General features: G+C 67.1%; 9 protein-coding genes and 1 pseudogene. All 10 read left to right on the forward strand.

Features of this window, described 5'->3' with window-relative positions; all coding sequences use genetic code 11:
• Nucleotides 1–43 precede the first annotated feature (43 nt).
• The 10 genes and pseudogenes from A2G06_05270 to A2G06_05315 all read left to right on the forward strand — a co-directional run bounded on the left by A2G06_05270 (nucleotide 44) and on the right by A2G06_05315 (nucleotide 12,573).
• Nucleotides 44–484, forward strand: a complete 441-nt coding sequence (locus tag A2G06_05270) for a hypothetical protein (GenBank protein ANA39847.1) — start codon at nucleotides 44–46, stop codon at nucleotides 482–484.
• Nucleotides 485–518: 34 nt separating this feature from the next.
• On the forward strand, nucleotides 519–1,559 hold the full coding sequence (locus A2G06_05275; protein ANA39848.1) for an AI-2E family transporter: 1,041 nt from the start codon (nucleotides 519–521) through the stop codon (nucleotides 1,557–1,559).
• A 3-nt stretch (nucleotides 1,560–1,562) separates the two neighbouring features.
• Complete coding sequence (locus A2G06_05280; GenBank protein ANA39849.1) at nucleotides 1,563–2,615, forward strand: AI-2E family transporter; 1,053 nt, start codon at nucleotides 1,563–1,565, stop codon at nucleotides 2,613–2,615.
• A pseudogene (locus A2G06_05285) lies at nucleotides 2,608–5,000 on the forward strand (ATPase P). The gene A2G06_05280 and the pseudogene A2G06_05285 overlap by 8 nt, the downstream one beginning before the upstream one ends.
• Before the next feature lie 25 nt (nucleotides 5,001–5,025).
• Nucleotides 5,026–5,439: a peptide-methionine (R)-S-oxide reductase gene (locus A2G06_05290; GenBank protein ANA39850.1), complete on the forward strand. Its 414-nt coding sequence runs from the start codon at nucleotides 5,026–5,028 to the stop codon at nucleotides 5,437–5,439.
• On the forward strand, nucleotides 5,436–6,212 hold the full coding sequence (locus A2G06_05295) for a hydrolase (protein ID ANA39851.1): 777 nt from the start codon (nucleotides 5,436–5,438) through the stop codon (nucleotides 6,210–6,212). Before A2G06_05290 ends, A2G06_05295 begins: the two co-directional genes overlap by 4 nt.
• A 26-nt stretch (nucleotides 6,213–6,238) precedes the next feature.
• On the forward strand, nucleotides 6,239–7,678 hold the full coding sequence (locus A2G06_05300; protein ANA39852.1) for a signal transduction protein: 1,440 nt from the start codon (nucleotides 6,239–6,241) through the stop codon (nucleotides 7,676–7,678).
• Nucleotides 7,679–7,805: 127 nt separating this feature from the next.
• Nucleotides 7,806–10,490 carry a 2-oxoglutarate dehydrogenase subunit E1 gene (sucA, locus tag A2G06_05305; protein ANA39853.1) on the forward strand — a complete coding sequence of 895 codons (2,685 nt, stop codon included), beginning with the start codon at nucleotides 7,806–7,808 and terminating at the stop codon, nucleotides 10,488–10,490.
• A gap of 81 nt (nucleotides 10,491–10,571) precedes the next feature.
• Nucleotides 10,572–11,804, forward strand: coding sequence for a dihydrolipoamide succinyltransferase (locus tag A2G06_05310; GenBank protein ANA39854.1), 1,233 nt, complete (start codon nucleotides 10,572–10,574; stop codon nucleotides 11,802–11,804).
• Between the two features lie 10 nt (nucleotides 11,805–11,814).
• Nucleotides 11,815–12,573, forward strand: a complete 759-nt coding sequence (locus A2G06_05315) for a hypothetical protein (GenBank protein ANA39855.1) — start codon at nucleotides 11,815–11,817, stop codon at nucleotides 12,571–12,573.
• Nucleotides 12,574–12,660: the final 87 nt, after the last annotated feature.

Raw genomic sequence — 12,660 nt, forward strand, 5'->3', positions numbered from 1 at the left:
CAAAGGTAAAGGCGCGTTGAGGCGGGCGAGGCGTAAGGTGACCATGGGATTCATGCGAGACATTGAAATACTCTGGGATGATCTTCTGGAGGCGTTCGAAAATCCGGAAACGATGCTGGCCTATTTTCTCGACAGGGAAACGGGCGATATCTTTGCCGTGCCGTCCGATTTCGACGATGACGATTTCTGGCTGGAAATGGAAGAGAGCGAGGACCGTTTCCTCCGCATCCCCGGCTTTGATTACGAGCAGGAGCGGCTGCTGCTCCACGAGTTCATCAGGGGGCTCGACAATGCGAGCCTCAAGGGGATGCTGCTGCGTTCCTTCGAAGGGAAAAAGCCCTACGGCCGGCTGGACGAGATCCTGTCGTTCTATCCCGAGGAATTCGACCGCTACATGGCCATGAAGGAGGAGCTCATCTCCGACCGGGCCCGGCGGTGGCTGGAGGAGAACGATCTCTTCGGCGCCGAAGAGGAGGATTTCTGAGGTGCCGACCTCCGGCGCCCCACAGGAGCAGGCGATGGCTGACAAACAACCGGCGATGAACAGGGTCGTGGCGGCGCTGCTGGCGGGCGGGGCGCTGATCGCCGCAGGCTATGCGATCAGGCATACGGTCTCCTGCTTTCTCCTGTCCTTTGTCACCGCCTATCTCCTGGATCCACTCCTGGTGGCGATGGAGCGCCGCGGCGTGCGCCGCCCCTGGGGCATCCTCTTTCTCTACGCGCTTCTCGCGGTCTTTTCCGTCTTTTTCTTCATCGTGCTCGTGCCGTTTCTCAGCATGCGCTGGGAGGCGTTCATCGCCGGGCTCCCCGCCTATCTCCAGAAGGGCAAGCAGATCGTGCTCGCCTGGAAGAGCCGGACAGTCCCTCCCTATGCGGCGGATGAGTGGCGCTGGCTCTTCGAAACGGCCGCCGGCCAGGCCGACAAGCTGCTGGCCAAGCTCGGCGCCGGGGTCTACGCCGCGGCCGAGGGGCTCGTCTTCAATCTCTTCAACCTGGTGCTCGCGCCGATCCTCGTGTTCTTCATGCTCTGGTACAAGAAGGAGTTCATGGAGACAACGGCGGCGTGGCTCCCCGCGTCCCGCCGCGAGGTCATCCTGGCCCTGGGGCGGGAGGTCAACGGGAGCATCGGCGGCTATATCCGCGGCCAGCTCATGGTCTCGGTCATCGTGGCGGTCCTGTCCACGGTGGCGCTCTTCGTCATCGGCATCGACTATCCCATCGTCAACGGCATCTTTGCTGGACTCGCCTCGGTCCTTCCCTTCATCGGGGTCATCCTGGCGACCCTGCCGCCCCTGTTTTTCGCCTATATCCAGTACGAGAGCGGCATGGTGCTCCTCCAGGTGCTCGCCGCCTTCTCGGTCATCTACTTCCTCGAGGGCTACCTGGTGAAGCCGCTGGTCTTCAAGGAGTCCATGGACCTGAACCCCCTGGTGACCATCATCGCGGTCATGGTGTTCGGCGAGCTCATGGGCTTCTGGGGCATCCTGCTGGCCATTCCCATTGCCGCTGCCGTGCGCGCCGCCGCCGACCACCTCCGCCGCGGCGATTTCCGGAGCTAGGCGGTGCGCCCCCGCGACGCGGCCCATATCACCTGGTCCCTGGCCATAACCTTCGGGCTGGTGCTCCTGGCGGGCCATTTCGCCGGCCACTCCCTGTCGGCGGTCCTCACCTCGCTGGTCATCGCCTATCTCCTCAATCCGGCCATGAAATTCCTGGAGGCCAGGGGGCTGGGGCGGCTGCCGGCCATTGCCGTGCTCTATCTCGCCATTGCCGTGGGGATCTTCCTGGCCCTGATCCTCCTGATCCCTTATCTCAGCCACCAGTTGGAGGCCTTCCCCCGGGCGGTCCCCCGTTACGTGGACAACCTGCAACTGGTCATGGAGACGTGGAAGGGGCGCCTCACTCCCTATTACGGCGGCGAGGAGGGGGCCTGGCTCATCGCCCGGGCCGAGGAGTCCCTGAAGAAGCTTGCCCTTGAGCTCACGGGCAAGGGATACCAGCAGCTCACGCGGGCCGTTTTCGGGCTCTTCAACCTGGTGCTCGCCCCGATCCTCGTCTTCTTCATGCTCTACTACAAGGATTTCGTGAAGGATCTGATTCTCCGGTTCGTCCCCCACCGGGAGCGGCCGTCGTTCCGGCAGGTGGGCGGGCGGATCAAGCATTCCCTGGAGCGCTTCATCCTGGCGCAGTTGCTGGACTGCCTTCTCGTGGGGATTCTGTCGGCCCTGGCCCTCTATGCCATCGGCATCGAGTTTCCCCTGCTCAACGGCCTGGTGGCGGGGTTCGCGTCGGTGGTCCCCTTCGCGGGGGTGATGGTGGCGGTGATCCCGCCGGCCCTGATCGGCTATGCGGAAACCGGCGACGTGTCGGTGATTCCCCTGGTCTGCGCGGCATATTTCGTGATCAGCGTTATCATAGAGGGAAACCTGATCAAGCCCCTCCTCATGCGGGGGACCTTGCGGCTCAACCCCCTGGCGGTTATCTTTGTCCTCATGGCCATGGGCGAGCTCATGGGCTTCTGGGGGGTCGTGCTGGCGGTGCCGGCGGCGGCAGTGGTGAAGATCTGCGCGGCCGAGCTGCGGGGATATCTGACGGAGGGACATCCGAATGCGTAAGGTCTTGTTACCCATCACCGGCATGAGCTGCGCCGGGTGCGCGGCCCGGATCGAGAAGGAACTGGGCGGCGTGGCGGGCATTGCCTCGGCCCTGGTCAACTTTGCCACTGCCGAGCTGTCCGTGGAGTTCGACGAGCGGGTGGTCGACGAGGATGCCGTGGCGGCGCGGGTGGAGGCCCTGGGCTACGGCGTGGTGCGCACGACGGCCGGGGAGCTGCGTTTCGGCGTGCGGGGGCTCCACTGCGCCTCCTGCGTGGCAAACCTGGAGAAAAAGCTCCTGGCCGACCCGGCCGTGTCCGCCGCCGTGGTGAACCTGGCCCAGGAGGAGGCCCTGGTCCGGTTCGATCCCTCCCGCCTGGGCAAGGCGGACATTTTCGCCCTGGTGGTGGCCGCGGGATACACCCCCGTGGAGCCCGAAGCAGAGGGGGGGGAGGCCGCCGCGGAGTTGAAGGGTCAGCGCAACTGGTTCATTGCCAGTCTTCTGCTCTCGCTTCCCATCATGGCCACCATGACCCTCCACGACAACCGGGCCGTGGGCTGGATGAACCTGGTCCTGGCCAGTGCGGTCCAGTTTTCGGCCGGCCTCACCTTCTACCGGGGGAGCTGGTTCGCCCTGAAAAACCGGAGCGCCAACATGGACGTGCTGGTGGCCCTGGGCACCTCGGCCGCCTATTTCTACTCCCTGTTCGCCTTTTTCGGGGCTTTTGGCGAGCATGGCGGCCACGTGTTCTTCGAAACCTCGGCCATGCTCATCGCCTTCATCCGCCTGGGCAAGTACCTGGAAGCCGGGCCCGGGGCAAGGCGGGGGAAGCCCTGAAAAAGCTCCTGCGGCTCCAAGCGGATAAGGCGCGGCTGGTGACCGGCGACCAGGAGCGGGAAGTCCCCGCGTCGGCGGTGCGGGTGGGCGATCTGGTGCGGGTGCGGCCGGGCGAGACGATCCCCGTGGACGGGGAGGTGGTGGAGGGGACCTCGTCGGTGGACGAGTCCATGGTGACCGGCGAGTCGATCCCGGCGGACAAGGGACCGGGGGCCGCGGTCACCGGCGCTACGGTGAACCGCAGCGGCGTGCTCCTGGTGCGGGCCACCAGGATCGGCGAGGAAACGCTTCTCTCCCAGATCGTGCGGATGGTGCGGGAGGCCCAGGCGGACAAGGCGCCGATCCAGCGCTTCGCCGACCGGGTGTCCGGGGTCTTCGTGCCGGTGGTGATCGCCCTGTCGGCCCTCACGTTCGCCCTCTGGTTCTGGGGGCTCCACCAGGAGTTCCTTTTTGCCTTCAAACTGGCCATCTCCGTGGTGGTCATCGCCTGCCCCTGCGCCATGGGCCTCGCCACCCCCACCGCCATCATGGTGGGGAGCGGGGTGGGGCTGTCGCGGGGGATTCTGGTCAAGCGGGGCTCGGTGCTGGAGAACATCTCCCGGGTCCAGGCGATTCTGCTGGACAAGACCGGCACCCTCACCCGAGGCGAACCCTCCCTCACCGACCTGGTGCCGGCGCCGGGGGTGACGGAAGAGCGCCTGCTGGCGGTGCTGGCCGCGGCCGAATCGCGCTCGAACCATCCCCTGGCCCAGGCGGCGGTGAGCGGTGCCGCCGGGCGGGGCGTGGTGCCGGCCCCGGTGGCCGACTACCGGGAGACCGAAGGGGGAGGCGTGGCCTGCGTCCTGGACGGCGAACCGGTCACGGCCGGCAGCGCCCGGTTCCTGGCCGGGGCGGGCATCGACACTTCGCCCCTGGAGCAGGCCGCATCCCGGCTGGCCGGGGAGGGGAAATCGCTCATCCTCGTGGCCGAAGCGGGACGCCTGCTGGGGGTGGCGGCCCTGGCCGACCGGCTCAAGGAGAGCTCGCCCCGGGCCGTGGCCGAGCTGAAGCGGATGGGGATCGCCACCTGCATGATCACCGGCGACCACCGGGAGGTGGCGGCCGCCGTGGCCCGGGAGGCGGGGGTTGACAGCTTCGAGGCCGAAGTCCTGCCGGGCCGCAAGGAGGAAATCGTGCGGGAGTACCAGGCAAAGGGGTACTTCACTGCCATGGTGGGCGACGGGATCAACGATGCCCCGGCCCTGGCCCGGGCCGACGTGGGGATCGCCATCGGCGGCGGCACCGACGTGGCCAAGGAGACCGGCGACGTGATCCTGGTGCGGGACGACCTCATGGATGCCGTGCGCGCCATCCGCCTGGGGCGGGCGACCCTGGCCAAGGTGAAGCAGAATCTCTTCTGGGCCCTGTTCTACAACATCCTCGGCATCCCCGTGGCCGCCGGGGTCCTCTACTATCCGCTGGGGATCACGCTCCGGCCCGAATTCGCCGGGCTTGCCATGGCCTTTTCCTCGGTGTCGGTGGTGACCAACTCGATCCTGCTCCGCCGGGCGGGAAGGAAGCTGGGCTAAGGCGCAGGGAGCACGGAGGCGCATCATGAAAAGGAAGATCGAGAAAACCGATGCCCAGTGGCGCGGGCAGTTGACCCCGGAGCAGTACGAGGTCACCCGCCGCAAGGGGACCGAGCCGGCCTTCACCGGCGCCTACTGGGACTGCCACGACAGGGGGATCTACCGCTGCGTCTGCTGCGGCGCGCCCCTGTTCGATTCCGCGGACAAGTTCGACTCCGGCACCGGCTGGCCCAGCTTTACCGCCCCCGTGGACGGGGCCGGGGTAGAGAGCGAGGAGGACCGGAGTTTCTTCATGCACCGGACCGAGGTCCACTGCGCCTCCTGCGGCGCCCACCTGGGGCACCTGTTCCCGGACGGCCCGGCCCCCACCGGCCGGCGCTACTGCATCAACTCGGCCTCGCTCGTACTCGACCGGGCCGGCGAGGGGGAGAAGGAATGATCTCGCGCCGCCTCCGTTTTCCTGGCGGCCGCGGCGCGGAACTCGCCGGCATCCTCGATCTGCCGGAGGGGCGGGAACCGGTCGCCTTCGCCCTCTTTGCCCACTGCTTCACCTGCTCCAAGGAACTGAAGTCCGTGGTCGCCATCAACCGGGTGCTCACGGAGCAGGGGATCGGCGTGCTCCGCTTCGACTTCACGGGGCTCGGGGAGAGCGGGGGGGACTTCAGCGAAACCGGTTTCACCTCCACCGTGGACGATCTGCGGGCGGCGGCCTCGTTCCTGGAGCGCTCCCATGCCGCGCCCCGCCTGCTCATGGGCCATTCCCTGGGCGGCACCACCTGCCTTGCCGCGGCCGGAAGCATCGCGGGCTGCCGGGCGGTTGTGGTCATCGGCTCACCGGCGAGCCCGGCGGGGCTGCGCCACCTCTTCACCGGCAAGGAGGACGAACTGGCGCAGAACGGCTCGGCCCGGGTCATGGTGGCGGGCCGGCCATTCCGCCTCGGCCGGTCATTCCTGGACGACGTGACCGGCGTCCGCCTGGATGACACCATTGCCGCCCTCGGCGTGCCGCTCCTCATACTCCACGCCCCCGACGACCAGGTAGTTGGCTTCCACCATGCCGAGCGGATCTTCTCCCTGGCTCCCCAGCCCAGGAGCCTGGTAGCCCTGGACCGGGCCGACCATCTGCTCCTGGCCGAGGAGGACGCCCGCTATGCCGCCGGCATCATCGCCGCCTGGGCCGTCAGGTACCTGTCCCCCGGCCCTGGAGTCTGAGATCATCACTTCCTTGGAGTAGCGCCATGACCGAAGAAAACATCATGTTCCAGCCGGTAGGAACGTTCTGTCAGCGACAGGTGGTGACCTGTGCGCCCGGCGACCGGCTCGTGGACGTGGCCGCCACCATGAGTGAGCGCAACATATCCAGCGTGGTGGTCTGCAAGGGGGATACCCCGGCCGGGATTGTCACCGACCGGGACCTGCGGAACAAAGTCGTGGCCCGGGGCGCCGACTGCCACGCCATGACCGCCGGAATGATCATGAATGCTCCCCTCATAACGGTGGGTGAGGACGACTCTATCTTCGAGGCGCTGCATCGCATGTCGCGTCGCGGCATCCACCGGGTCTGCGTGGTGGACGGGGCCGGCCGCCTCACCGGGATAATCACCGATTCGGACATCCTGCGGCTCCAGAGCCGCTCCCCCCAGCAGATGGTCCGGGAGATCGAGGAGGCCTGCTCCGTGGCCGACCTGGAGAAACTCCACGTCCGGGTTCAGAACCTGGTGGTGCATCTCGCCGGAACAGGGGTGCCGACCAGGGACTTGGTCCGGATGATAGCTCACCTCAACGACCAGATCCTGGTGCGTCTCATAACGCTGCTGCGACGGGAGCGCTACCCCGACCTGACGGACCGCTTCGCCTTCATCGTGCTGGGGAGCGAGGGGCGCCAGGAGCAGACTCTCACCACCGACCAGGACAATGCCATTGTCTACGCCGACGACCTCTCTGAATCCGACGTCAGGCGCCTCGAAGCCTTTTCCCTCGACCTGATCGACAATCTCGTCGCCATCGGGGTTCCTCCCTGCCCCGGCGGCATCATGGCCCGAAACGAAGCCTGGCGCCGAAGCCTCAGCCAGTGGCGCGCAGTGCTGGATCAGTGGCTCTCGGCACCCACTCCGGAGAATATCCTCAACACCAGCATGTTCATGGACATGCGCTTAATCGACGGTGATCACTCCCTGGAACAGGCGCTGAAACCCCACATCGTCGGCCGGCTTGCGGGCGACACCGCCTATCTGGCCCACATGGGCGCCAACGTGGTCCGGTTCACACCTCCCCTCGGCATGTTCGGCAGGATCAAGGTGGAGCGCAGCGGTGATCACCGGGGGCTTGTGGACCTGAAAAGGGCGGGAATCTTCGCCATCACTGAAGGGGTGAAGATCCTGGCCCTGGAGGCCGGACTCCTTCGGGGGGGGACGTGGGAGCGCCTCCAGTCCCTGGTCACGGCAGGCACGTTCACCGCCAAGGAAGCGGAGGACCTGGAGGAGAGCTTCAACTTCCTCGTCCTGTTGCGCCTGAGGGGCCAGGTGGAAGCCATTCGGCAGGGCCTCACGCCCACCAACCACATCCCCCTCGACCACCTCAACCGTATGGAGCAGGGCCGCCTGCGGCTCGCCTTCGAGGAGGTCCGTACCCTTCAGGCGTTCATGGCCCGCCGCTTCCGGCTCGATCTGTTTACCTGACGCTGCCGGCCCCGAGCCGGCCGACGCGCCTTTCCACCGATGTTCTGCCCCGCGTACGCCGGCCCGCTTTGAAACCACTCCCCCCTTTGTTATACTTATCCGCGTCACTTCAATCGAGGGCGCTGTCATGACTTTTGCCGCAGGGGCCGACCCCGAGTTCATCGAATCCCTTTTCCAATCCTGGCAGACCGATCCCGCGTCGGTTTCCGCCGAGTGGCGCGCATTCTTCGCCGGCTACGAACTGGGGCGCGGCGAGCCGCCGACCGAGTGCCCCACCCCCGAACTGGCCGCCAAGCAATCGGCGGTCGACTCCCTCATCTACCGCTACCGCGACCTGGGCCACCTGCTGGCCTGCACCGATCCCCTCTCTCCCTGCAAGCTGGAGCACCCGCTCCTGGCGCTGGAGCAGTACGACCTGGACGAGTCAGACCTGGACCGCACCTTCCGGGCGCGCCGTTTCCTCACGGCCGAGGCGACGCTGCGGGAGATTCTGGCAACGCTCCGGGAGACCTACTGCCGTTCCATTGGCGTGGAGTTCATGCACATCCAGGATCCCGCCGAACGGACCTGGCTCATCGAGCGGATGGAGCCGGTCCGGAACCGGCCGTCTTTTTCCCCGGACCAGAAACTGCACATCCTCGAGAAGCTCAGGGAAGCGTCCCTGTTCGAGGAATTCCTGCACCGGAAATTTCTGGGTCAGAAGCGCTTCTCGCTGGAAGGGGGAGAGGCGCTGATCCCGGCCCTGGACGCCGTGGTGGAGCGCGCGGCCCGGCTCGGCGTGGATGACCTGGTCCTGGGCATGGCCCACCGGGGGCGGCTGAACGTGCTGGCCACCATCATCGACAAGCCCCTGGAGAACATCTTTGCCGAGTTCGCCGATAACGTGGAACTGGCGTTCGTGGGGGACGGCGACGTGAAGTACCACAAGGGGTTCTCCAGCGACCGCCGGTTCGCCGACGGCAGCGCTATCCACCTGACCCTGGCCTTTAACCCCTCGCACCTGGAGGCGGTGGACCCGGTGGTGGAGGGGAAATGCCGGGCCCGCCAGGATGCCCGGGGGCCGGGGGGAGACAAGCGGGTCCTGCCGGTGCTGATCCACGGCGATGCCGCCTTCGCCGGCCAGGGGGTGGTGGCCGAGACCCTGAACCTGTCGCAGCTCGAAGGGTACCGGACCGGCGGCACCCTCCACATCGTCATCAACAATCAGATCGGCTTCACCACGATCCCGGCGGACGCCCGTTCGTCTCTCTACGCCACCGACACGGCCAAGATCGTGGCGGCGCCGGTGTTCCACGTCCACGGCGAAGATCCCGAGGCGGCAGTCCACGTGATGGAACTCGCCCTGGAGTACCGGCAGACCTTCGGCCGCGACGTGGTGGTGGAGATCATCTGCTACCGCCGGCACGGCCACAACGAGGGGGACGAGCCCTACTTCACCCAGCCGGTCATGTACGGCCGGATCAAGGACCGGCCGCCGGTCCACGAGCTCTACGCGGCCCGGCTGGCGGAGGAGGGGATTCCCCGGGACCGGCTCGACGCCATGACCGCAGCCATTGCCGCGCGGCTGGAAGAGTCCCTCGCTGCCCCGCCGCGCCCCGTGGCCGGCGGCTTCGAGGGGAAGTGGGGGGAGTACCGGCGGGACTATTCGCCCGCCAAGGTCGATACCGGCGTGGACCCGGCGCGGCTGCGGCACCTGGCCGAAGGGCTGGCCGGCGTGCCCGAGGGCTTTTCCGTCCACCCCAAGGTGGCAACCATCCTCCAGCGGCGGCTCAAGGCCGTGCAGGCGGGAGAGGGGATCGACTGGGGCAATGCCGAGACCCTGGCCTTTGGGACGCTTCTGGCCGAGGGAACCTCCATCCGCCTGTCCGGGGAGGATTCCCGGCGCGGCACCTTCGGCCACCGCCATGCGGTCCTCTACGACATGAATACCGAAGCGGTCCATGTGCCCCTGGACGGCGCCGCCGCCGGCAACGCGGTCTTTCGCGCCTGGGACAGCATGCTCTCCGAATTCGCGGTCCTGGGCTACGAATACGGCTATTCGGTCCAGTCGCCCGAGATGCTCGTCATCTGGGAGGCCCAGTTCGGCGACTTCGCCAACGGCGCCCAGGTCATCATCGACCAGTTCATCGCCGCCGGCGAGTCCAAGTGGGAGCGGGTGAGCGGCCTCGTCATGCTCCTGCCCCACGGCTACGAAGGGCAGGGGGCGGAGCATTCCAGCGCCCGCATCGAGCGCTACCTTCAACTCTGCGCCGATGACAACCTCCAGGTGGCCTACCCCTCCACCCCGGCCCAGCTCTTTCATCTGCTGCGGCGGCAGGTGAAGCAGCCGTTCCGCAAGCCCCTGGTGGTCTTCACCCCCAAAAGCCTGCTGCGCCATCCCCGCTGCGTGTCCCGGTTGGAAGAGTTGTCCGGCGGCTGGTTCCGGGAGGTGATTCCCCCCGTTGCCGATCCTGAAAAAACCCGGCGGCTCCTGCTCTGCTCCGGCAAGATCTATTACGATCTGCTGGAGCGGATGGAGCGGGACGCGGTTGCCGACACGGCCATTGTCCGGCTCGAACAGCTCTATCCCCTGCGGACCGATCTGCTGCGCGAAGCGGTGGCGCCTTTCCGGGGGGCCGGGAGCATCGCCTGGGTCCAGGAGGAACCCCGCAACATGGGGGCCTGGAGCTTTATCCGGCCCCACCTGGCCGATCTCTTCGGCCGCGAACCCCGCTACGTGGGGCGGCCCGACAACGACGTGCCCGCCGTGGGATCGCACCGGCTGCACGGGGTGGAGCAGGAACGGGTCGTCACGGAGGCGCTTGCGGTATAGGGAGCCACCCCTTCGCACGGGGGCCGGATTGCGCATGACGATTGATGCAGATTGACAACATTGTTGCAACGGAGAATTCCCATGGAAATAAAAGTACCATCAGTGGGTGAATCGGTATTCGAGGCCCTGGTGGCCACGTGGCTCCGCCAGGACGGCGACGCGGTCCGCAAGGACGAGCCAATCTGCGAGATCGAAACCGACAAGATCACCATGGAACTGAACGCTGAGGCCGACGGGGTTCTCTCCATCGCGGTGCCGGCCGGGACCACGGTGAAGATCGGCACGGTCATCGGCACCATTCGCGAAGGAGCCGCCGCCCCCGGTGCCGAGCCGCCGGCTCCGGCACAGGCCGCTGCCCCTGCGCCCGCCGCAGAGCCCCCCCTTTCCCCGTCGGTGCGCAAAATGGCGCGGGAGCTGGGGATCAGCCCCGAGACGGTGCCGGGCACCGGCCGGGGAGGGCGGGTGACGGTGGATGACCTCTTCTCCCTTGCCGAAAAGCGGGAGCAGGGTGCGCCGACTCCGGCCGGGGCTCCTCCGCCGGCCGCTCCCCAGCCTCCCGCGCAACAGCCCCGGCCACCCGCGGAGCAGCCTCGCCAGGCCGAGCCGCCGGTGGTCGATCGCACCACCCGCGCCCCCATGACCCCCATCCGCAAGCGGATCGCGGAACGTCTCATGGCGGCACGCCAACAGACCGCCATGCTCACCACCTTCAACGAGGCCGACCTGGGGCGCATCGTGGAGCTGCGCGCCCGCCACAAGGAGCAGTTCGCCAAGCGGCACGGGGTATCCCTGGGGTTCATGTCGTTCTTCGTCAAGGCCTGCGTGGAGGCCCTGAAGGCCTATCCCCTGGTGAACGCCCGCATCGACGGCAACGACATCGTCCGGCACCACTACTACAACATCGGCATCGCCATCGGCGCGGACAAGGGGCTGGTGGTGCCGGTGCTCCGGGATGCGGACCGGCTTCATTTCTGGGAGATCGAGCAGGCCATCGCCGCCTTTGTCGAAAAGATCAAAACCAACCGGCTCGAACTCTCGGACCTGGAAGGGGGCACCTTCTCCATAACCAACGGCGGGGTGTACGGCTCGCTCCTTTCCACCCCCATCCTCAATCCACCCCAGAGCGGGGTGCTCGGCATGCATGCCATTCAGGACCGTCCCGTTGCCCGGGACGGGCAGGTGGTCATCCGGCCCATGATGTACCTGGCCCTGTCCTACGACCACCGGATCATCGACGGCCGCGAAGCGGTGGGATTCCTGCGCACGGTGAAAGAGTATGTGGAAGATCCGGAGGAGCTGTTCCTTGAGGGATAGGGCTGCGGTCGTGGTGTGCCGGGTCGTGACGGCGCTGGCCCTGTCAATGCTGGCGGTTGCGCCGGTGTGGGCCGCTTCCCGTACGGCAAAAGGCGCAAAGGCCGCCAACGGGTATGCCGCCACCCAGGCCGCGGCCCGGCGGGGGGACGCCGCTGCGGCATTCAGGCTCGCGCTGATGCACCTGGACGGCAACGGCGCTCCGCGCAAGCCGGCAGAGGCGGCGCGGTACATGAAAATGGCGGCCGAGCGCGGCCACGTGCGGGCCCAGTACTATCTGGGCACCTTCTACCACGAGGGGACCGGGGTCAAGCGCGACAGCGCGGCCGCGGCTTACTGGATCGGCAAGGCGGCCGCGGGGGGCGATGCCGAGGCCCAGTACGCGTACGGCATGGTCCTTCTCTCCGGTGACGGCGTGCCCGTGGACAAGGTGCGGGCCATGGAGTGGCTGGGCAAGGCATCCCGCCAGGGGAACGAAGGCGCCCGGGACGTGCTCCGGGAATTGGTCGCCTTCCAGGGCCGGCCGACGGAAATCCGTTCCCTGGAGCCGACCATCTCCTCCGCCGGCCCCGCTGTCCGGGGCGAGACGGGCGCCACGGGGGCGCGCCTCGAAGACAAGGGGGTAGTCCTGGACCAGGGCGAGTTCAGCCTCAAGTTTTCCATGCCCGGACTGGGAAGCACCGGTGACCCCTACCGGACCACGACCGACGAGAAACTCTGGGAGCACCTGCAGGGGGGCACCTTCGAGATCATCTACCGGCCGGGGAAATAGCCGGGCTGTGGCGCTGATGGTTCGACTGTTCTCCCCCCTGCTCGCTTCCCCCCTACTTTTGTAGGGAAGGATTGGGGGGCTCTGCGG

This window comes from Geobacter anodireducens (genome assembly GCA_001628815.1).
Lineage (GTDB): Bacteria > Desulfobacterota > Desulfuromonadia > Geobacterales > Geobacteraceae > Geobacter > Geobacter anodireducens.

Excerpts from the sequence above, each read along its gene's own strand:
- A2G06_05295 (ANA39851.1), top strand. The coding sequence starts at position 5,436 with ATGATCTCGCGCCGCCTCCGTTTTCCTGGCGGCCGCGGCGCGGAACTC.
- A2G06_05300 (ANA39852.1), top strand. The coding sequence starts at position 6,239 with ATGACCGAAGAAAACATCATGTTCCAGCCGGTAGGAACGTTCTGTCAG.
- A2G06_05270 (ANA39847.1), top strand. The coding sequence starts at position 44 with ATGGGATTCATGCGAGACATTGAAATACTCTGGGATGATCTTCTGGAG.
- A2G06_05310 (ANA39854.1), top strand. The coding sequence starts at position 10,572 with ATGGAAATAAAAGTACCATCAGTGGGTGAATCGGTATTCGAGGCCCTG.
- sucA (ANA39853.1), top strand. The coding sequence starts at position 7,806 with ATGACTTTTGCCGCAGGGGCCGACCCCGAGTTCATCGAATCCCTTTTC.
- A2G06_05290 (ANA39850.1), top strand. The coding sequence starts at position 5,026 with ATGAAAAGGAAGATCGAGAAAACCGATGCCCAGTGGCGCGGGCAGTTG.
- A2G06_05275 (ANA39848.1), top strand. The coding sequence starts at position 519 with ATGGCTGACAAACAACCGGCGATGAACAGGGTCGTGGCGGCGCTGCTG.